This is a genomic window from Citricoccus sp. SGAir0253 (assembly GCF_005877055.1).
Lineage (GTDB): Bacteria > Actinomycetota > Actinomycetes > Actinomycetales > Micrococcaceae > Citricoccus.
The window spans coordinates 1364735-1385246 of the sequence record NZ_CP039424.1; the positions used below are offsets into that span (position 1 = coordinate 1364735).

At 74.6% G+C, this 20512-nt stretch carries 15 protein-coding genes; 9 read left to right on the top strand and 6 right to left on the bottom strand.

All coding sequences use genetic code 11. From position 1 onward, the window contains the following. The first annotated feature begins 60 nt into the window (after nt 1-60). On the top strand, nt 61-3507 hold the full coding sequence (locus E7744_RS06155) for a pyruvate carboxylase (protein WP_137774891.1): 3447 nt from the start codon (nt 61-63) through the stop codon (nt 3505-3507). Between the two features lie 62 nt (nt 3508-3569). Further along, complete coding sequence (locus tag E7744_RS06160) at nt 3570-4991, top strand: mycothione reductase (protein ID WP_137773355.1); 1422 nt, start codon at nt 3570-3572, stop codon at nt 4989-4991. A 46-nt stretch (nt 4992-5037) separates the two neighbouring features. Here the strand turns inward: E7744_RS06160 and E7744_RS06165 are convergent, their stop codons facing one another. Next, nucleotides 5038-6858 carry a long-chain fatty acid--CoA ligase gene (locus tag E7744_RS06165; RefSeq protein WP_137773356.1) on the bottom strand — a complete coding sequence of 607 codons (1821 nt, stop codon included), beginning with the start codon at nt 6856-6858 and terminating at the stop codon, nt 5038-5040. Nucleotides 6859-7122: 264 nt separating this feature from the next. On the opposite strand from E7744_RS06165, the gene E7744_RS06170 reads away from it, so the two are divergent. Then, a complete protein-coding gene (locus tag E7744_RS06170) occupies nt 7123-8157 on the top strand; it encodes an ROK family protein (RefSeq protein WP_246858580.1) in 1035 nt (344 codons plus the stop codon). Nucleotides 8158-8213: 56 nt separating this feature from the next. Here the strand turns inward: E7744_RS06170 and E7744_RS06175 are convergent, their stop codons facing one another. Next, a complete protein-coding gene (locus E7744_RS06175; protein ID WP_137773358.1) occupies nt 8214-8765 on the bottom strand; it encodes a hypothetical protein in 552 nt (183 codons plus the stop codon). After that, complete coding sequence (locus tag E7744_RS06180; protein WP_137773359.1) at nt 8762-9559, bottom strand: carboxylesterase; 798 nt, start codon at nt 9557-9559, stop codon at nt 8762-8764. The genes E7744_RS06175 and E7744_RS06180 overlap by 4 nt, the downstream gene beginning before the upstream one ends. An 85-nt stretch (nt 9560-9644) precedes the next feature. Between E7744_RS06180 and E7744_RS06185 the strand changes: the two genes are divergently transcribed. After that, nucleotides 9645-10352 (top strand): 1-acyl-sn-glycerol-3-phosphate acyltransferase, encoded by a 708-nt coding sequence (locus tag E7744_RS06185; RefSeq protein WP_137773360.1) that lies wholly within the window; start codon nt 9645-9647, stop codon nt 10350-10352. Between the two features lie 106 nt (nt 10353-10458). Beyond that, nucleotides 10459-11862 (top strand): class II 3-deoxy-7-phosphoheptulonate synthase, encoded by a 1404-nt coding sequence (locus E7744_RS06190; protein WP_137773361.1) that lies wholly within the window; start codon nt 10459-10461, stop codon nt 11860-11862. A gap of 25 nt (nt 11863-11887) precedes the next feature. Here the strand turns inward: E7744_RS06190 and E7744_RS06195 are convergent, their stop codons facing one another. Together E7744_RS06195 and E7744_RS06200 are read right to left on the bottom strand one after the other, a co-directional pair. After that, complete coding sequence (locus E7744_RS06195) at nt 11888-14215, bottom strand: PASTA domain-containing protein (RefSeq protein WP_137773362.1); 2328 nt, start codon at nt 14213-14215, stop codon at nt 11888-11890. 79 nt (nt 14216-14294) lie between these two features. Then, a complete protein-coding gene (locus tag E7744_RS06200) occupies nt 14295-15803 on the bottom strand; it encodes a lytic transglycosylase domain-containing protein (RefSeq protein ID WP_137773363.1) in 1509 nt (502 codons plus the stop codon). Nucleotides 15804-16043: 240 nt separating this feature from the next. Here E7744_RS06200 and E7744_RS06205 point away from each other — a divergent pair, with 240 nt between their 5' ends. Next, the gene (locus tag E7744_RS06205; protein ID WP_137773364.1) at nt 16044-16409 is read left to right on the top strand and encodes an Rv2175c family DNA-binding protein; all 366 of its coding nucleotides are present in this window, start codon (nt 16044-16046) and stop codon (nt 16407-16409) included. Between the two features lie 9 nt (nt 16410-16418). Here the strand turns inward: E7744_RS06205 and E7744_RS06210 are convergent, their stop codons facing one another. Further along, nucleotides 16419-17438, bottom strand: a complete 1020-nt coding sequence (locus E7744_RS06210; protein ID WP_371415393.1) for a polyprenyl synthetase family protein — start codon at nt 17436-17438, stop codon at nt 16419-16421. Nucleotides 17439-17587: 149 nt separating this feature from the next. Here E7744_RS06210 and dinB point away from each other — a divergent pair, with 149 nt between their 5' ends. The 3 genes from dinB to mraZ all read left to right on the top strand — a co-directional run bounded on the left by dinB (nt 17588) and on the right by mraZ (nt 20382). Then, nucleotides 17588-18841: a DNA polymerase IV gene (gene dinB, locus E7744_RS06215; protein ID WP_137773365.1), complete on the top strand. Its 1254-nt coding sequence runs from the start codon at nt 17588-17590 to the stop codon at nt 18839-18841. Nucleotides 18842-18953: 112 nt separating this feature from the next. Then, the gene (locus tag E7744_RS06220; protein ID WP_137773366.1) at nt 18954-19322 is read left to right on the top strand and encodes a DUF3040 domain-containing protein; all 369 of its coding nucleotides are present in this window, start codon (nt 18954-18956) and stop codon (nt 19320-19322) included. 628 nt (nt 19323-19950) lie between these two features. Next, nucleotides 19951-20382 (top strand): division/cell wall cluster transcriptional repressor MraZ, encoded by a 432-nt coding sequence (mraZ, locus tag E7744_RS06225; RefSeq protein WP_137773367.1) that lies wholly within the window; start codon nt 19951-19953, stop codon nt 20380-20382. Nucleotides 20383-20512 lie beyond the last annotated feature (130 nt).

A 20512-nucleotide genomic window follows, 5' to 3' on the forward strand; every position in this document is an offset into this window, starting at 1 on the left:
GTGTGCCGGCCACCCGCCGGCCAGCCAGGAGGCCTCATGTCCCCCACCTCGATCGACGGCATGTTCCGGAAGGTCCTCGTGGCCAACCGCGGTGAGATCGCCGTGCGTGCCTTCCGCGCCTGCTACGAGCTCGGCGCGCGCACCGTCGCGGTGTTCCCCTACGAGGACCGCAACTCCATCCACCGGCAGAAGGCCGACGAGGCCTACCGCATCGGGGAGGAGGGGCACCCGATCCGGGCCTACCTGGACGTGGACGAGATCATCCGGGTGGCCAAGGAGGCCGGCTGCGACGCCATCTACCCCGGCTACGGCTTCCTGTCCGAGAACGCCGGGCTGGCCCGTGCTGCGGAGGAGGCCGGGATCGCCTTCGTGGGGCCGCCGGCGGACGTGCTGGAGCTGACCGGCAACAAGGTCGAGGCCCTGCGGGCCGCGAAGGCCGCGGGCATCCCCACCCTGAAGTCCTCGGACCCCAGCTCGGACGCGGACTGGCTCGTCGCCCAGGCCGAGGACATCGGCTTCCCCATCTTCGTCAAGGCCGTGGCCGGTGGCGGCGGGCGCGGCATGCGCCGGGTCGAGACCGCGGCCCAGCTGCCGGACGCCCTGAACGCGGCCATGCGCGAGGCCGAGACCGCCTTCGGCGACCCCACCGTCTTCCTCGAGCAGGCGGTGCTGCGGCCCCGCCACATCGAGGTCCAGGTGCTGGCGGACTCCACGGGGGAGACCGTCCACCTCTTCGAGCGCGACTGCTCCATGCAGCGCCGCCACCAGAAGGTCATCGAGATCGCCCCGGCCCCGCTGCTGGACGAGTCGATCCGCCAGGCGCTCTACGCGGATGCCGTGAAGTTCGCCAAGGCCATGGGCTACGTCAACGCCGGCACGGTCGAGTTCCTCGTGGACACCGCGGGGGAGCGGGCCGGCCAGCACGTGTTCATCGAGATGAACCCGCGCATCCAGGTCGAGCACACGGTCACCGAGGAGATCACCGACGTCGACCTCGTCGCCTCCCAGCTGCGCATCGCCGCGGGCCAGACCCTGGAGCAGCTGGGGATCCGGCAGGAGGAGCTGCGGATCCGCGGCGCCGCGATGCAGTGCCGGATCACCACGGAGGACCCGGCCAACGGCTTCCGCCCGGACACCGGCACCATCACCGCCTACCGCTCCGCCGGCGGCTCCGGCGTCCGGCTCGACGGCGGCACCATCTACACGGGCGCGGAGATCAGCCCGCACTTCGACTCCATGCTGGTCAAGCTCACCTGCCGCGGCCGGGACTACCCCACGGCCGTGCGCCGCGTCCGCCGCGCGCTGGCCGAGTTCCGCATCCGCGGGGTGGCCACCAACATCCCGTTCCTGATGAACGTGCTGGACGACCCCACCTTCGTGGCGGGGGACGTCGCCACCGACTTCATCGACGCCCACCCGGAGCTCGCCCAGGTCAACCGCAGCCAGGACCGCGGGTCCAAGGCCCTGCAGTACCTCGCCGACGTCACCGTCAACCGGCCCCACGGCCCGCGCGTGGAGGGGATCGACCCGCGGGACAAGCTGCCGCACTTCCCCGGGGACAAGTCCGACGAGCCGGACCGCAGCCCCTTCGACGGGCCCTCCGGCCACCAGCCGCCCGCCGGCTGGCGGCAGGTGCTCCTGGAGAGGGGACCGGAGGGCTTCGCCGCCGAGCTGCGCGGGCGCACGGAGCTGGCCGTCACGGACACCACCTTCCGGGACGCCCACCAGTCGCTGCTGGCCACGCGCGTGCGCACCCGGGACCTGCTGGCCGCGGCCCCGGCCGTGGCCCACACCCTGCCGGGGCTGTTCTCGGTCGAGGCCTGGGGCGGGGCCACCTACGACGTCGCGCTGCGGTTCCTCGGGGAGGATCCGTGGGACCGGCTGCACCTGCTGCGCCAGGAGCTGCCGAACATCCCGCTGCAGATGCTGCTGCGCGGGCGCAACACCGTGGGCTACACCCCGTACCCGGTGGAGGTGACCAACGCCTTCGTGGAGGAGGCCGCCGCCACGGGCGTGGACATCTTCCGCATCTTCGACGCCCTCAACGACGTCGCCCAGATCACCCCGGCCATCGAGGCCGTGCGCGCCACGGGCACCGCCGTGGCGGAGGCCGCGCTGTGCTACACCGGCAACCTGCTGGACCCGGACGAGGAGCTGTACACGCTCGACTACTACCTCGGCCTGGCCCGCCAGATGGTGGATGCCGGCGCCCACGTGCTCGGCATCAAGGACATGGCCGGGCTGCTGCGGCCCCGGGCCGCGCGCGAGCTCGTCGGCGCGCTGCGCGCGGAGTTCGACCTGCCCGTGCACCTGCACACCCACGACACCGCCGGCGGCCAGCTCGCCACGCTGCTCGCCGCCGCCGAGGCCGGGGTGGACGCCGTGGACACCGCCGTGGCCTCCATGGCCGGCACCACGAGCCAGGTGCCGATGTCCGCCCTCGTGGCCGCCCTCGAGCACACCGAGCGGGACACCGGCCTGGGACTGGACTGCGCCGCCGGGCTCGAGCCGTACTGGGAGACCATCCGCCAGGTGTACCGGCCCTTCGAGTCGGGCCTGTCCGCCCCGACGGGCCGCGTCTACCGCCACGAGATCCCGGGCGGCCAGCTGTCCAACCTGCGCCAGCAGGCCATCGCCCTGGGCCTGGGCGACCGGTTCGAGCAGATCGAGCGCATGTACGAGGCCGCCAACGACATGCTCGGCAACATCGTCAAGGTGACCCCGAGCTCCAAGGTCGTCGGCGACCTCGCCCTGCAGCTCGTGGGCATGGACGCCGATCCCGCGGCGTTCGCGGAGAACCCGCAGGACTTCGACCTGCCGGACTCCGTCATCGGCTTCCTCAACGGCGAGCTCGGCGACCCGCCCGGGGGCTGGCCGGAGCCGTTCCGGACCCGCGCCCTGCAGAACCGGGGCCGACGCCGGCCGGAGGCCGAGCTCACGGCCGAGGACCGCGCATCGCTCCGGGCGCCGGGCACCGAGCGGCGCCAGACCCTGAACCGGCTCCTGTTCCCCGGCCCGACGCGGGACTTCGAGGCCAACCGCGCCGAGTTCGGCGACACCTCGGTGCTGCACACCCGCGACTGGCTCTACGGCATGGTGCCCGGACGCGAGCACGTCATCTCGCTCGGCAAGGGCGTGCGCCTGCTGGCCACCCTGCAGGCGATCGGCGAGCCGGACGCCAAGGGCCTGCGCCCCGTGATGGTCACCCTCAACGGCCAGGCCCGCCAGATCACGGTGCGGGACCGGTCCGTCGAGTCCACCGCCCGGGCCGCCGAGAAGGCCGACCCCGCGAACAAGGGCCACGTGGCCGCGCCGTTCGCCGGCGTCGTCACCGTCACGGTGGCCGAGGGGGACGCGGTCTCCGCGGGGGACACCGTGGCCACCATCGAGGCGATGAAGATGGAGGCCGCGATCACGGCCCCCGCTTCCGGCACGGTCTCCCGCGTGGTCCTCTCCGGGGCCACCCCGGTCGAGGGCGGGGACCTGCTGCTGGCCGTGGAGGGCTGAGCAGCCGCCCCCGGCCCGCCGGGCTGCCCGTCCGGGCGCCCGGCGGGCCGTAGGCTGGGGGGATGGGCACCGAAACGTACGACCTGGCCATCATCGGCTCCGGCTCCGGCAACTCGCTGGTCACCCCGTACTGGGATGACAAGCGGGTCGCCATCATCGACTCCGGCACGTTCGGCGGCACCTGCCTGAACGTGGGGTGCATCCCCACGAAGATGTTCGCGTACCCGGCCGCACTGGCCGCGGTCCCGGAGGAGGCCGGACAGCTCGGCGTGGACCTGGGCTTCGGCGGCTCCGACTGGGTGGGCATCCGGGACCGGATCTTCCGGCGGATCGACGCGATCTCCGCCGGCGGGCTGCGGTACCGGGACGAGGAGCTGGAGAACACCACGGTCATCCGCGAGGAGGCCCGGTTCAGCGGGACCCACCGGCTGACCACCTCGCGCGGCCGGGTGCTGGAGGCCGAGCACATCGTGGTGGCCGCGGGCTCCCGCCCCGTCCGGCCGGACGTCCCCGGCATCGACCTGCCGCAGGTGCACACCTCGGACACGGTGATGCGCCTGCCGCGCCTGCCCGAGCGCGTCGTGGTGCTCGGCGGCGGGTACATCGCCGCCGAGTTCGCCGCGATCTTCTCCGGCCTGGGCTCCTCCGTGGTGCAGGTGAACCGGTCGCCGCGGCTGCTGCGCCACTTCGACGAGACGATCTCCGAGCGGTTCACCGAGATGGCTGCCACCCAGTGGACCGTGGAGACGGGCTGGACCGTGTCCCGCATCGAGGAGGGACTCGACGGCTGGGTGACCGTCCACTTCGACGGCCCCACGAACACCACGTGGGAGGTGGACGCGGACGTCGTCCTCGTGGCGCACGGCCGGACGCCGAACAGCGACCGCCTCGACCCGGCGGCCGCCGGACTGGACCTGCACCCCGACGGCCGGCTCGTGGTGGACGAGTACCAGCGCCTGCTCTCCGCCGGGGAGCCGGTGCCCGGGCTCTGGGCCCTGGGCGACGTCTCGAGCGCCGAGCAGCTCAAGCACGTGGCGAACCACGACCAGCGGATCGTCGCGCACAACCTCGAGCACCCCGGCGACCTGCGGGCCAACACGCTCGGGCCCGTCCCGGCGGCGGTCTTCTCCCGGCCGCAGGTCGCCTCGGCCGGGCTAACCGAGGCCCAGGCGGTGGAGCAGTACGGGGCGGAGCGGGTCACCGTGAAGGTGCAGAACTACGGGGACGTGGCCTACGGCTGGGCCATGGAGGACGGCACGGCCCTGTGCAAGGTCATCGCCGACCGGCAGACGGGCCGGCTGCTCGGCGCCCACCTGATCGGCCACGAGGCGCCGAACCTGATCCAGCCCCTGATCCAGGCCATGAGCCTGGGCCTGGACGCCCACACCATGGCGCGCGGGCAGTACTGGATCCACCCGGCGCTCACCGAGGTGGTGGAGAACGCCCTGCTGGGCCTCGACGTGCCGGACAGCGGACTGTGCTGACGCGCCGGGACCGGCCGCGCACCGCGGCCGGTCCCGGACGGCGGGGTCAGGCCGGCTTCGGGGCGGCGTAGATCTCCTCCACGAGCGGCCCGAAGTCCGCCAGGACCACGCTGCGCTTGATCTTCAGGGACGGGGTCATCTGCCCGGACTCCACGGTGAAGTCCACGGGGGCGATCCGGAAGGCCCGGATGGACTCCGCCTTCGAGACCGCCTCGTTGGCCCGGTCGATCACCGACTGCACGTGGTCCACCACCACGGGGTGGGTGGCGAGCTCCTCCACGGGGGTCTCGGCCGGGATCCCGTGCTGGCCCAGCCAGGTGGGCAGGATGTCCGTGTCCAGGGTGACGAGGGCCGCCACGAAGGGCCGCTGGTCTCCGACGACCACGCACTGGGAGACCACGGCGTCCGCGCGGATCTGGTCCTCGAGCACAGCCGGCACCACGTTCTTCCCGCCGGCCGTGACGATGATCTCCTTCTTGCGCCCGGTGATGGTCAGGAAGCCGTCCTCGTCCAGGTCCCCGATGTCCCCGGTGCGGAACCAGCCGTCCACGATCTCCTGCGCCGTGACGTCCGGCCGGTTGTGGTAGCCGCGCATCAGGCAGACGCCGCGGGCCAGGATCTCGCCGTCGTCCGCGATCCGCACGCCGTTGCCCGGGATGGGCTTGCCGACGGTGCCGATGCGCACCTCGGTGGGCAGGTTGACCGTCACCGGGGCGGTGGTCTCGGTCAGCCCGTAGCCCTCCATGATGTTGACCCCGATGCCGTGGAAGAAGTGCCCCAGCCGGGCCCCGAGCGGGCCGCCGCCGGAGACGGCGTGCACCACGCGGCCGCCCATGGCGCCGCGGATCTTGCCGTACAGCAGCTTCTCGAACACGGCGTGCCGGATCCGCAGCGGCAGGGGGACGCGGCCCTGCTCGCGCGCCCTCGAGTACTCGATGGCGGTCCTCGCGCCGGCGGCGAAGACCTTGCCCTTGCCGCCCGTCTCGGCCTTGAGCTGGGCCGAGTTGTAGACCTTCTCGAACACGCGGGGCACCGCCAGCAGGAACGTCGGCCGGAAGGACTGCAGGTCAGGCACCAGCTGCGAGACGTCGGCGGTGTGGCCCACCTTGGCCCCGGCCGCCAGGGCGAGCACGGAGATGAACCGGGCGAACACGTGGGCCAGGGGGATGAACATCACGGTGCTCGACTGCGGATTGACCACCTGGGCGAGGTCGGTCCCCAGCGTCTGCAGGCTCAGCTCGGCGAAGTTGCCGTGCGTGAGCTCGCAGCCCTTGGGCTTCCCGGTGGTACCGGAGGTGTAGATGATGGTGGCCAGGTCCTCCAGCGTGGCCGCGGAGCGCCGCTGCTCCATGGCGGCCTCGTCCGGACCGCGTCCGGCGAGGCCGCGCAGCTCGTCCAGGCCGCCGTCCTCGATGAGCCAGCTGCCCACGAGCGGCTCGAGCCCCTCCTGGCGCAGGGCGGTGTCGACGACGGTGCGGTGGCGGGCCGTGTCGCACACGACGGCGCGCACGTCCGCGTCCGAGACGATCCACGCGACCTGGCTGGGGGAGGAGGTCTCGTAGATGGGCACCGTGACGCACCCGGCGTACCAGATGGCGAGGTCCATGAGCGTCCACTCGTAGCGGGTCGGCGCCATGATGCCGATCCGGTCCCCCGGCCCGAGCCCGGCGGCGGCCAGGCCGCGGGCCAGCGTGCGCACGTCATCGCGCACGTCCGCCGCGGCCACGTCGGTCCACTGTCCCGGCGTGGTCTGCCGGGCGAAGAGCGCGCGTTGCGGGTCGGCGAGGACCTGCTGCTCCAGGAGGTCGGTGATGTTCAGGTCCCGCGGGACCTCGACGACGGGCGGGGTGATGTGTTCCTTCAACATGCGCTCCTGGTGATCGACGGTTGCCGCCGGCATGGCATAGTGGTTCTCCCGGCGCAGTCCGTCCCGGGATCGGGGGTCCCCGGTACTCCGACCTTAGCGGAGAATGCCCCAGTCGGTGTGGGCTGCGCCACAGTCACCACGATACTACCCATGAGTAACATCGGCCGTCGCCGGGCGTCCCGCGGCGGTCCCACGGGAGGCGGCACGACGATGGCAGCACGCAGGGCGGCGGGGCCCGGGACGGGGGCCGGGGCGGACCGTCCCGTGGCAGCGGCCGTCGGCCTGGACGTCGGCGGCGGCGCCGTCAAGGCCGGTGCCGCGCTCCTGCTGGGGGACGGCCGGCTCCGGCCGGAGGGGAGCGAGGCCACCGCGCGGCACGGGCTCGCCGACGACGGTCCGGGCCTGGCCGCCCTCTCTGCCCGGCTGGCCGGGGACGTCTCCGCCCGGGTCCGCAGCGCCCATCCCGGCCTGCCGCTCGCGTGGGGCGTGGCCGCCGCGGCCTGGATCGACCCCGCCAGCGGTGCCTCCGTCTTCAGCCCCCACCTGCCGGGCTGGCGCGGCGCCGACCTGCCGGGCGACCTGTCCCGCGCCCTCGCGGGGCTCGGCGGTCCTGCCGGAACCCGCGCCGCCACGTCCGGATGGGCCGGCGCCGGCGGCGGGCCGGCCGCGCGCGCCGTCCCGGTGCCCTCGGTGCTCAACGACGCGGACGCCGCGGCCTGGGCCGAGGCCCGGACCGGGGCGCCGCTGCCCGCGGGGGACCGGATGGTCATGGTGGCCATCGGCACGGGCATCGGCGGGGCGCTCGTGCGGGACGGCGCCGTCGACGTCGGCGCCCACGGCATGGCGGGGGAGTACGGGCACATGAGCGTGGACCCCGGTGGCGGTGCATGCCCGTGCGGGAACACCGGCTGCTGGGAACTGGTCGTCTCGGCCGGCGCCCTGGCGGCCCGGTCCGGACACCGCTCCGCCCGGACCGCGCTGGACGGCGCGCTCGCCGGGGACCCCGCCTGCCGGTCGGCCGTGGCCGAGACGGGGCGGTGGCTCGGCCGCGGGCTGGCGACCCTCGCCGCCGTCCTGGACCCGTCGCGGATCGTGGTCGGCGGGGGCATCGCCGCCGCGGGCGAGCTGCTGCTGGAGCCCGCCCGCGCCGAGCTGGCCCGGCGGCTGCCCGGCGCCCGGCACCGCCCGGTGCCGGGCGTGACCGCGGCCCGGCTCGGCAACCGGGCCGGTTGGCTCGGCGCGGCCGGCGTGGCGCTCGAGCGGGCCGGCCGGCCGGTGTCCGGCATCGCCGCCGGGTAGTCCCCGCGGCGGTGCGGCGCTGACCCGGTTCGGCTCCGGTGAGGCTCCGGCGCGGCTCAGACCTGCGCGCCGTCGCCGTTGCCGGGTCCCTCGCGGTCCCGGTCGCGCGGCAGGGTCAGGAACAGCCCGACGGCGCCCGCCACGAACGCGCCGACGAGGACCCCCAGCACGATCCCCGGCGCGCCCGGCCACAGGATGGCGAGGAGCAGCAGGGCCGCCGGGGCGCCGGCCACGCCGACCAGGCTCAGCACGACGGCCGGGTCGCCGGAGCCGAGCGCCGGCGGCTCCGGCGGGACGAACTCGTCCGACGCGTCCAGCCCGTCCTCCAGCCCATCGTCCTGCCCGGCCTTCCCGGTGCCATCCCCGGCGGGCCGGTCGCGCGGGCCGCGGCCTCCGGGCGGGGCGCCCTGCGGGCCAGGGAAGGCCTCGGGGAACGGCCCGGGCGAGGAGGACGGGTGCGGCGGCGCCGCGCCCGCGTCGGGATCCTCCGTCCCCGTCCCGAGCGGGCCCAGGTCCGCCACGATCTCCCGCCAGCGTCGCTCGATCTCCTCCGGGTCGCCGCCGGGCGGCTCCGGGCCGTCGGCGCCGCGGTCGCGGGCCCCGGTCACGACCGGTCCGCCACGACGTCCCGGCCGGACGGCAGCGCGGCGATGAAGCGCACGGACTCCTGCTCGATGATGCCGGCGTCCCAGTCCAGGGTGGCGACGTGGCGGCTGTTGTAGAGCGGGCGGACGGTGAGCAGCCCGGGGGGCAGCCGGCGGCCGAGCACGTCCATGGAGGAGTGCGGCACCACGTGGTCCGTCGTCGAGCGGAAGGCCAGCACCGGCGTCCGGACGGCGTGCAGCCCGGCGCGGACCGCCGCCTGCAGGGCACCCACCTGCTGCACCGCGGCGACCGGGGTGCGCGGATAGGCCTGCTCGGTCACCCCGGGCCGGACGAGGTCGTCGGCGATGGGCGTCACCGAGCGGATGACGTGCTTGAGGATCCCGGCGAGCGGCGCCGCCGCGGAGGCGAAGCGCAGGCCCGGGTTGACCACCACGGTCCCGGCCACCGGCCGGTGGGCGGCGGCGTCCAGGGCGAGGGCTCCGCCCATCGACAGCCCGGCCGCGACCACCCGGTCGTGGCCCGCGAGCAGCCCGTCCACGGTGTCCCGCGCGGCGGTCCGCCACGCGGAGGCCGGGACCGCCGCCAGGTCCCGCCAGTGCGTGCCGTGGCCCGGCAGGAGCGGCACCTCCACGTCGGCCCCCGCGGCCGCGAGGGCGCGCGCCCAGCCGGCCACGGACACGGGGCCGGAGGTGAAGCCGTGGAACAGGGCGACGGCCGTCCGTCCGCGGCCGGCCGTGGCGGCCAGGGGGCCGGCGTCGGCGCCGCGGAGGGACAGCGCCCGCTGGTGGGCGTTCATGGATCCAGCGTAGCGTCCACCGCACCGGCGCCGGCCTCCCTAGACTGGGGTCCGGTCCACGTCGTCGCCCGGGAGGAAGCCCACCGTGTTCTACTGGTTCGCCAAGACCCTCGTGGTGGCGCCCGTGACCAACCTCGTGTTCCGCCCGTGGGTCAAGGGCCTGGGCAACGTCCCGGAGGACGGCGGGGCGATCCTCGCCAGCAACCACCTCTCCGTCTCGGACTCGATCTTCATGCCCGCCCAGCTGGGCCGGCAGGTCCACTTCCTGGCCAAGAAGGAGTACTTCACCGGCAAGGGCGTGAAGGGGTGGCTGACGCGCAAGTTCTTCGAGGCCACCAACCAGCTGCCCATGGACCGGGCCGGCGGCCAGGCCTCGCTCGCCTCGCTGCAGTCCGGACTGGACGTGCTGCGGGACGGCCGGCTGCTCGGCATCTACCCCGAGGGCACGCGCAGTCCCGACGGCCGGCTGTACCGGGGCAAGCTCGGCGTCGCCAAGCTGGCCCTCGCCGCGCGGGTCCCCGTGGTGCCCGTGGCGATGATCGGCACGGACAAGGTCCAGCCGATCGGCCGGACCATCCCCACCATCCGTCGCGTGGGCATGATCTTCGGCCCCCCGCTGGACTTCTCGGAGTACTACGACCGCGCGGGGGACCGGTTCGTGGAGCGCCGGGTGACGGACGAGATCATGGAGGCCATCCGCCGGTTGTCCGGCCAGGAGTACGTGGACGTCTACGCCTCCACCGTCAAGGACGCCGGTCCCGGCGGCGGGCCGCACGGTCGGCAGGGGGCGTAGGCCGCGGGCCCAGCGGCGGCCGTCCGGTGCGGGGCCGGTGGGCCCGGAGCTCGGTGCGGTGCGTCACGAACGCGCGCCGGCGCCGCCGGGTCCGTAGTCTTGGACCATGATCTCCGACTCCCTCACCGACACCCCGGCCTTCGGCTCCGCCCAGTCCAATGGCGCCGCCGACTATCCCGGCCTGGACTCGTGGCGGGACAAGCCCATCTCCCAGCAGCCCACCTGGGAGGACCCCGAGGCCTTCCGCCGCGCCACCGCGGAACTGTCCTCGGCCCCGCCGCTCGTCTTCGCGGGCGAGGTGGACGTGCTCCGCACCCAGCTCGCGGCCGCCGCCCGCGGGGAGGCCTTCCTGCTCCAGGGCGGTGACTGCGCCGAGACGTTCGCGGGCGCGACCGCCAACAAGATCAGCGCCCGCGTCAAGACCATCCTGCAGATGGCCGTCGTCCTCACGTACGGCGCCTCCCTGCCGGTGGTGAAGATGGGACGCATGGCGGGCCAGTTCGCCAAGCCCCGGTCCTCGGACATGGAGACCCGGGACGGGGTGACCCTGCCCTCCTTCCGTGGCGAGATCGTCAACGGCTACGAGTTCACGCCGGAGTCCCGCCGCCACGATCCCCAGCGGATGGTGCAGGCCTACAACACCTCGGCCGCGACCCTGAACCTCGTCCGGGCGTTCACGCAGGGCGGCTTCGCGGACCTGCGGGCCGTCCACGCGTGGAACCAGGGCTTCATGAAGAACCCGGCCTACTCCCGCTACGAGGAGATCGCCGGGGAGATCGACCGCGCGGTGCGCTTCATGGCCGCCGCGGGCGTGAACTTCGAGGCACTGCGGCGCACCGACTTCTTCACCGCCCACGAGGCCCTGCTGCTGGACTACGAGCGCCCCCTGACGCGGATCGACTCCCGCTCCGGACTGCCGTACGCCACCTCGGGGCACTTCCTGTGGATCGGCGAGCGGACCCGTGACCTGGGCGGCGCGCACGTCGAGTTCCTGTCCAAGGTGCGCAACCCGATCGGCGTCAAGCTGGGCCCGGGCACCTCGCCGCAGGACGCGCTGGCCCTCATCGACAAGCTGGACCCCGAGCGCGAGCCGGGCCGCCTGACCTTCATCACGCGCATGGGCGCCGAGCGGATCCGCGAGAAGCTGCCGCCGCTGCTGGAGGCGGTCAGGGACTCCGGGGCCAATCCGCTGTGGGTCACCGACCCGATGCACGGCAACACGGTGACGGCGGCCAACGGCTACAAGACGCGGCGCTTCGACGACGTCATGGACGAGGTCCGCGGCTTCTTCGAGGCACACCGCGCCGTGGGCACCTACCCGGGCGGCCTGCACGTGGAGATGACCGGCGACGACGTGGCGGAGTGCCTCGGCGGGTCCGACCCGATCGACGAGTCGGCCTTCGCCGACCGCTACGAGTCGCTCGTCGACCCCCGGCTGAACCACCAGCAGTCCCTCGAGATGGCGTTCCTCGTCACCGAGGCGCTGTCCCGCTCCGGCCACCGGCGCTGACCGGCGCCGGGCCGGAGGACGGCGCTCAGAGCACCAGCAGGCGGACGGTGGATCCCTCGGCGGACTCCGTGCCCGCCGCGGGGTCCTGGGTCCGCACGCGGCCCCCGCGGTCACCGAGCAGGCCACCCAGTACCCGCCGTTCCTCGACGCGGAGCCCGGCCTCCTCGAGGACGCGCCGGGCGTCGTCGGCGGCCAGGCCGGTGACGTCCGGGACCGCGACCATGACCGGTCCGCGGGACTGCAGCACGGACACGGCGGTGCCCGGGGCCACCGCGCCGGTGGCCGACTCCTGCGCGCTGATGCGCCCGGCCTCCACGTCCGCGGAGTGCTCGCTGCCGGCCACCTCGAGCCGCAGGCCGCGGGCCCGCAGGGCCTCGGCGGCCTCCCCGACCGCCAGCCCCCTCACGTCCGGCACGTCCACGGGCTCGGGTCCGGCCGAGACCACCACGGACACGCCGTGGTGGCGTCGCAGGAGCTCGCCGGCGGCCGGGTCCTGCCGGAGGACGCGGCCCCGCCCGACGGCGTCGGAGTGCTCGGTGCGTACCGCCCCGGGCGACAGCCCGGCCTCGGCCAGCGCCCGGTGTGCGGCCTCCCGGTCGAGGCCGGCGAGGTCGGGCACCCCCAGCAGCTCCGGGCCCTCGGAGACGGTGACGTGGACGGTGGTGAACCGGCGGATCTCGCTGCCCGGGGTCGGGTCGGTGGTGATGACGCTGTCCGCGGCGACGAGGTCGTGGTGCTGCCCGGCCAGGGTGTAGGCCACGCCCGAGGCGCGCAGCGTGTCCTCGGCCGTGGCCCGGCTGTGGCCCTCCACGTCCGGGACGGTGACGAGGGCGCCCGGCCCGGAGCCGAAGAACCACCCGGCCAGCACGAGCGCGGCGGACAGGATCAGCACCAGGGCGGCCCAGAGCCACATCCGCGTCCTGCTGCGCCGACCCAGGTCCTCCGTGGGCCGGCGCGCCGTGCGGGCCGCCAGCCGGCGCTGGCTCCGGGCCGAGGGCGGACGCGGCGGGGCGGCGGGCCGACGGGGGAGCAGGCCGCTGCCCTCGGCGCCGTCACCGGCGCCGGAGGCGGCTGCCACGGTTCGCGGTGCCCCCGGTGCGCCGCCGTCGGGGCCATGCCCCGGGCCGGGCCGGGAGGACAGGGCCGGCAGGACGGTGGTGTGCTGGGGCCCGCAGACCGGCAGCACCGTGGTCGCGTCCGGGCCGGTCACCGGGGCGGGGGGGCGGCGGATGACCTCCGTGGCGCCGTCCGGGGACGGGGACCCGGCCGCGCGGGCCGGTGCGATGACCTCCGTGGCGGGATGGGCGCCGCCCTCGGCGCTCTCGGGGCCGTCCCGGCGCTGGGGATCCCGGTCCTCGTCCTCGACGCCGGCCGCCTCGAGCCCCCCGGCGTCGGTCCCGTCGGCCCGACGCTCCCCGTGCCCGTCGAGGTCCCTGTCGTCGTGCCCCGCGGGCCGTCCGCGGTCCGGCGGGGCGCCCTCGCCGGCTCCGGCGGCGGGCGGCTCGTGGTCGAGCTCCTCGTCCGCCAGGACCGAGCGCAGCCGGCGGACCTCGGCCAGGAGCGCCCCGGCGTCGGCGGGACGGTCCTCCGGGTCGCTCGCGGTGCACCACAGCACGAGCCGGTCGAGGCCGTCGGCGAGGCCCGGCACCGCGCGCGAGGGCGGGGGCACCTCGTGGTGCAGGTGCTGGTAGGCCACCTGCAGCGGGGACGCCCCCGTGAACGGCTGGCGCCCGGTGAGCATCTCGTAGGCCATGATGCCGACGGCGTAGACGTCGCTGCGCTCGTCCGCGCGGGAGCCGCTGACCAGTTCCGGGGACACGTAGGCCACCGTGCCCACGAGCGCCGCCCCGGCGCCGGTGAAGTTGGTGGTGGCGCGGGCCAGGCCGAAGTCCGCCACCTTGATCTGCCCGTCCCGGGAGACCAGCACGTTCTCCGGCTTGATGTCACGGTGGACGAGGCCCGCGCGGTGGGCGGCGGCGAGCCCGTCCGTGACCGCCTCGAGGTAGGCGAGGGCGACCCGGGGCGACAGGGCGCGGCGCCGCTGCAGGACCGTGCGCAGGGTGTAGCCGGGCACGTACTCCATGACGAGGTAGGCGAGGTCCCCGTCCGGGCGTTCGTCCACGCCCTGGTCCAGGACGTTGACCACGTGGGGGTGGGACAGCCGGGCGGCGGTCTTGGCCTCCTGCTCGAAGCGCTCGACCAGGCCGGGGTCCTCCGCCAGGTGCGGGTAGAGCACCTTGAGCGCGACCTCGCGGTCCAGCCGCAGGTCGAGGGCGAGGTACACGGTCGACATGCCACCCCGGGCGAGCCGGGAGAGGATCTCGTAGCGTCTCTCGACGACGGTCCCGGTCATGGGGTCAGCGCGGTGTCCTGTCACCACTCCAGCGTAGACGGCGGGCCGCGGCGACCCGTCCCGGCGAGGCCGGGGCCCGTCAGAACCGCCGCATGTACCCCTTCACCTTGGCGACGTAGTCCCTGGTGTCCGGGTACATGCCGTTGCGGGTCACGCCGCCCAGGCCCTGGTAGTAGGCGGCGATGCCCACCTCGACCGACGGGGCCGTGCGCTGCAGCTGGCGGATGATGGCGACGCCGGCGGTGGCGTTGTCGTTGGGGTCCAGCAGGTTCAGGTCCCGGCCCACCAGTTCGGAGGCCCAGCGGCCGGAGGCCGGGATCACCTGCATGGCGCCGATGGCGTTGGCCGGGGACACGGAGGCGTGGTTGAACCCCGACTCGGTGAAGGCGTGGGCGAGGGCGAGGGACGGGTCCACGCCCATCCGGCGGGCCGTGTCCGCGATGATGGACTGCATCTGGGACCGGGACGGTACGCCGGCCTTGAGCAGCGCCCGCTTGTTGACGTTCGCCGAGGAGACCACGTGGTCCGGATAGGTGTAGTGCAGGAAGGTGCTGGGCACGAGGTCGCCCTGGGAGGCGGCCCCGCGGGCCGCGCCGGAGAGCTTGAGCTTCTGGCCGGGGTGGATCACCGAGGAGGTGGTCATCCCGTTGGCCTTCAGGAGCACGGACAGGCCCATGCCGTGGCGGGCCGCGATGCCCGACAGGGTGTCCCCGGCCTTGACCGTGTAGGTGGCCGCGGACCGGGAGGCGGGGGCCTTGGCGCCGGTGGAGCGGCCGGAGGAGGTCGCCGCGCCGGAGAGCTTGAGCTTCTGGCCGGGGTGGATCACCGAGGAGGTGGTCATGCCGTTGGCCTTGAGGAGCACGGACAGGCCCATGCCGTGGCGCTCGGCGATGTGGGACAGGGTGTCCCCGGCCTTGACCGTGTAGGTGGCCGCGGACCGGGAGGCGGGGGCCTTGGCGCCGGTGGAGCGGCCGGAGGAGGTCGCCGCGCCGGAGAGCTTGAGCTTCTGGCCGGGGTGGATCACCGAGGAGGTGGTCATGCCGTTGGCCTTGAGGAGCACGGACAGGCCCATGCCGTGGCGGGCCGCGATGCCCGACAGGGTGTCCCCGGCCTTGACCGTGTAGGTGGCCGCGGACCGGGAGGCGGGGGCCTTGGCGCCGGTGGAGCGGCCGGAGGAGGTCGCCGCGCCGGAGAGCTTGAGCTTCTGGCCGGGGTGGATCACCGAGGAGGTGGTCATGCCGTTGGCCTTGAGGAGCACGGACAGGCCCATGCCGTGGCGCTCGGCGATGTGGGACAGGGTGTCCCCGGCCTTGACCGTGTACGTCGCCGGCGGCTTGGCGGCCGGGGTCGCGGCCGCCTGGCCGACGAAGGCCGCCGGGAGGCTGCTGGCCAGCGAGGTGGAGCCGAGGCGCGCCTGGGCGGCCTGGACGTTCACGGGCGTGGCCGTCCGCGGCATGAGGGCGTGGCGCGGCACGTCGGCCGCCGCCGGGGCGGCCATCGCGGGCGCCCCGAGCACCAGCAGGGGGAGGGTGGAGGTGGCCAGGGCTGTCGTCAGCAGGCGGGGCGTACCGGTGGGGCGTTCAGGCATGGATTTCCTCTGCGGTGCGGCACCCGGCCCGCGCCAGCGTCACTCCCGTGAAGGAAGTGGCGGACGACATCAGAAGGTGCCTGTAATGAAAATGTGACGAAAGTAAACGTACCTGAAGGACGTGAGCCCCGAGAAGAGCGGAAGTAACAATCCGGTAACGCTCGCGTGTCGCAAACGCGTCTTCGCCCGGCCCGCCGTGGTGGCTAGGCTGGTCCGGTGAGTACAACGGACAGGCACGGCATGGCATCGGGCGATCAGGCCCTCGAGGAGCTCGTGGGGGAGTGGGTGGACTTCCCCGACCTCGCCGAGCGGTGGGGCATTCCCGTCACCCGGGTGCACAACATGGTCAACGAGGGCCGGCTGCTCGCCGCACGGATCGGGGAGACCCGCCGCCGGGCCGTCCCCGCCCTCTTCGTGGGCGAGCAGGGCCCCCTCGAGTCGCTGCGCGGGACCATCTCCGTGCTGGGGGACGCGGGCTACTCCGAGGAGCAGGCCATCCGCTGGCTCTACACCGAGGACGATTCCCTCCCCGGACGCCCGGTCGACGCCCTGCGCGAGGGGCGCAAGACGGAGATCCGCCGCCGGGCCCAGGCCCTGGCCTGGTAGCGCCGCGGCCTAGCCCCCCCACCGGAGGATGCGTCCGGCCAGCCGCCCCAGTCCGGCGCGGACGTCGTCCGCCACGGGCATGGCGTCCAGCGCCGCCAGGGCCTCCTCGCCGAGCGCGGCCACGGCCTGCTCGACGCGGCGGCGTGCCCCGCACTCCTCCAGCAGTCGCTGCAGGCCCGCGACCTGCCCGTCCGTGAGGCCGGCGTCGCCCAGCGCGCGCTCGAGCTCCTCGGCGCCCTCCGGGGGCAGCAGGTCGAGGGCGTGGGCGACGAGCGCCGTGCGCTTGCCCTCCCGCAGGTCGTCCCCGGACGGCTTCCCGGTGGTGTCGGGATCGCCGAAGACGCCGAGCAGGTCGTCCTGCAGCTGGAAGGCCTCGCCCAGGGGCGTCGAGAACCGCGCGAAGGGTTCGCGGGGGGCGCCGTGCGGATCGGCGAGGACTCCGCCGAGGTCCAGGGGATGCACCACCGAGTAGCGTGCCGACTTGTACCGCAGGACGGTGCGGGCGCGCTCCAGGGCCGCCGCGGGGTCCTTCCCCGGCACCTCGACCTCGTCCAGGACGTCCAGGTACTGCCCGGCCATCACCTCGAAGCGCATCCGGTTGAAGACGGACCGGGCGGCCGCGGGGGCGGGGGAGGCGTCCGCGGCCGCCGCGAAGACCTCCTCGCTCAGGGCCAGGCACAGGTCACCCGTGAGGATGGCCGCCGAGGTGCCGAAGTGACCCGGGTCCTGCCGCCAGCCGGACGCGCGGTGCCGGGCCTCGAAGGAGCGGTGGACGCTCGGGGCGCCGCGGCGGGTGTCCGACCGGTCGAGGATGTCGTCGTGGATGAGGGCGGCGGCCTGGAACAGCTCCAGGGCCACCGCCGCCTCGAGGATGCGGTCGTCGTCCGGGGCGCCGCCGGCACCCTGCCATCCCCACCACGCCAGGACGGCCCGGAGCCGCTTGCCGCCGCGCACGAGGGCGGCGATGGACTCCACGAGGGGCGTGGCCGAGGGCGAGATCGCCGCCGCGTCGGCGCCGTAGCCCGCCATCACCGCGGCGAGCCTCCGGCCCACCGCCTCCACGAAGGCCGTCTCGGGCAGGGCGGTCGGTGGCGCGTCGGCGCGGGGCGATTCAGGCACGCCGTCCAGCCTACCGAAGCCCTCCCGGCGGCCGGACCCGGACGGCCTAGGCTGGAGGCATGGACGAGCAGGGCACCGCGGGGCCGGGGAGCGCGGCGGGGGACCCCTCGTGGGACGCGGTGATCCTCCACGTGGACATGGACGCGTTCTACCTCTCGGTGGAGTTGCTGGACCACCCGGAGCTCGTGGGCCGTCCCGCCCTCGTGGCGCACCGGGGAGGGCGGTCCGTCGTCCTCTCGGCCTCGTACGAGGCCCGGCGCAGCGGGGTCCGCTCGGCCATGCCGCTGGCCCAGGCGGTGGCGCTCTGCCCGGGAGTGGCCGTCGTCGAGCCCCGGCGCGAGCGCTACACGGCCGCGTCCCGGGAGGTGATGGGCATCCTCTCCTCCTTCACCCCCCTCCTGGAGCAGCTCAGCATCGACGAGGCCTTCCTGGACGTCTCGGGGGCCCGACGGCGGCTGGGCGCGCCCGCGCGCATCGGCGAGCTGGTGCGGCACCGGGTCCGCGAACGCACGGGCCTGCCCTGCACCGTGGGGGCGGCGACCACCAAGTCCGTGGCGAAGATCGCCTCGACCCGGGCCAAGCCGGACGGACTGTGGGTCGTGCCCGGGGCCCGGACCCGCGAGTTCCTCGACCCGCTGCCCGTCTCGGCCCTGTGGGGCGTCGGCCCCAAGCTCCACCGGCGCCTGGTGGACGCCGGGCTGGAGACGGTGGGGGACCTGGCGGCCCAGTCGCCCCGGCGGATGGAGCGCTGGCTCGGGGTCCACGGCCCCGCCCTGGTGGACCTGGCGCGGGGCATCGACCCGCGGCCGGTGGTCACCGAGCGGGAGGCGAAGAGCGTGGGCGTCGAGCGGACCTTCGACGTCGACGTCCAGGATCCCGCGGAGCTGCACCGGGTGCTCGTGGCCCTGTCCCACGAGTGCGCCTACCGCCTGCGGGGAGCGGGCGCCCGGGCGGGGGCGGTGACGGTCAAGGTCAAGGCCCCCGACCTCTCCGTGCGGAATCGCACGCGGTCGCTGCCGGCCGCCGTCGACTCCGCCGGACCGCTGGCGGAGGCGGCCGAGGACCTGCTGCGGGACCTGCTGGCCCAGCGGCGCCACCCCGTCCGGCTGCTCGGCATCCGGGCGGAGCGACTCGCCGCCGAGGGGGAGGCCGTCCAGGAGGCGCTCCTGTGGGAGGACGAGCGCCCGCCGGCCGACTGGAACCGCGCGGACCGCGTGGCGGACGACATCCGGCGCCGGTTCCCCGCCGCGGCCCTCCGACCGGCCACCCTCGTGGACGGCGGACGTCATGCGCGACGCCCCGGCCTACGCTGACGGCGGAAAGAGCCTCGTGCGGCGGCGCTCGGCGGGACTGATATGGCGTGGTGAGCAGGGCGGGCCCTATGCTAGATGCACGGGAGGACCGGGGCCGGAAGAGGAGGCAGCGATGCCGTTGTCTGATCGGGAGCAGAAGCTCCTGGAGCAGCTGGAACAGCAGCTCAATGCTGAGGACCCGCAGTTCGCCACCAGCATGAGCGAGGCGGGCACGAGGCGGTTCTCGACGTCGCGCCTGGTCTCGGGCGCGGTGGCGGCCGTGGTCGGGCTGGCCGTCCTGTTGTGGGGCGTCTCCCAGCACGCCATCTGGCTCGGCATCATCGGCTTCGTCCTCATGGCCGCCGGCGTCTACGTCGGCACCGCGAGGACCAAGGCGTCCCCGTCGGGACGCCCGGGGGGCCGCGGGGGCGCCCGGAAGAACACCCCGTTCATGGACGGACTGGAGCAGCGCTGGGAGAAGCGCCGCAACCAGGACACGTGACCGACCCCGGGGTCTGCGCCGACACCGGGCGCTGACCCCGACACGGACCCGGGCCCCGTCGCCAGCCGACGGGGCCTCGTGCTGTGCCCGCGGACGCCCGTCGCGCGCCCGGGCCGGGGCCCGCCCTGCGCCACGGTCGCCCCTCGTGTCCCGCCTCCGTCCTCCACCACGCTCCCCGCCCGGGTCCTCCACCACGCTCCCCGCCCGGGTCTTCCACCACGCTCCCCGGCTGCGCCCTCCAGCTCCCTTCCCCGCGCCGCCCTCCACGTGCCCCCCGGCGCCGCCCTCCACGTGCCCCCCGGCGCCGCCCCCACTTCCCTCCACCGTGGCCGGGCGGGGGGGGGCGCGCATGCCGCCTCCGGCGGACTCCACCGCCCTCCCCGCGCCGGCCCTCGCGCCGTTCTCCGGCCCGGAGCGCGGCCTCCAGGGCGGCCCGGACCTGCGGGCTTCCCGTGTGCGGGACCCCGGGCGGCCCCCGCATCCGTGCTGGTCGGCGCCGTATCCGGGCGTGTCGAAGGCCCCGGAATGGCTTGACCGGGGAGGGTAGTGGGGTAAAGTGGAGGGCATCAGAGGATGGTGGTGTTGAGGAGGCTCGAGCGGACCCCTCGAACGGCAAAGGCGGTGGTCCATGTTCCTCGGGACCTACACGCCACGGCTGGACGAGAAGGCCCGGTTGATCCTCCCGGCGAAGTTCCGCGAGGAGCTCGCCGAGGGTCTGGTCCTCACCCGGGGCCAGGAACGCTGCATCTACGTCTTCAGTGCCCGTGAGTTCGAGAGGGTTCACGAGCAGATGAGGGCGGCTCCGCTGTCCTCACGCCAGGCCAGGGACTACATCCGTGTCTTCCTGTCGGGCGCCTCGGACGAGACGCCGGACAAGCAGGGGCGGATCACCATCCCGGCCCCGTTGCGCAACTACGCGGGACTGGACCGGGACGTGGCGGTCATCGGGGCTGGCACGCGGGCCGAGATCTGGGATGCCGAGGCCTGGAACTCCTACCTGGAGGACCAGGAGAACGCCTTCTCGGAGACGGACGAGGAGGTCCTGCCCGGGATCTTCTGAAGACTCACCGCGCCGGCCAGGGGACCGGGGCGGACGGGCACCGACAACCGAACAGTGCGGATTCTTGAATGAGACCTCCAGCCGCCCCAGGCCGGACCTGGCCCGACTTCCCCCGGGCCAGGCTCGGGAC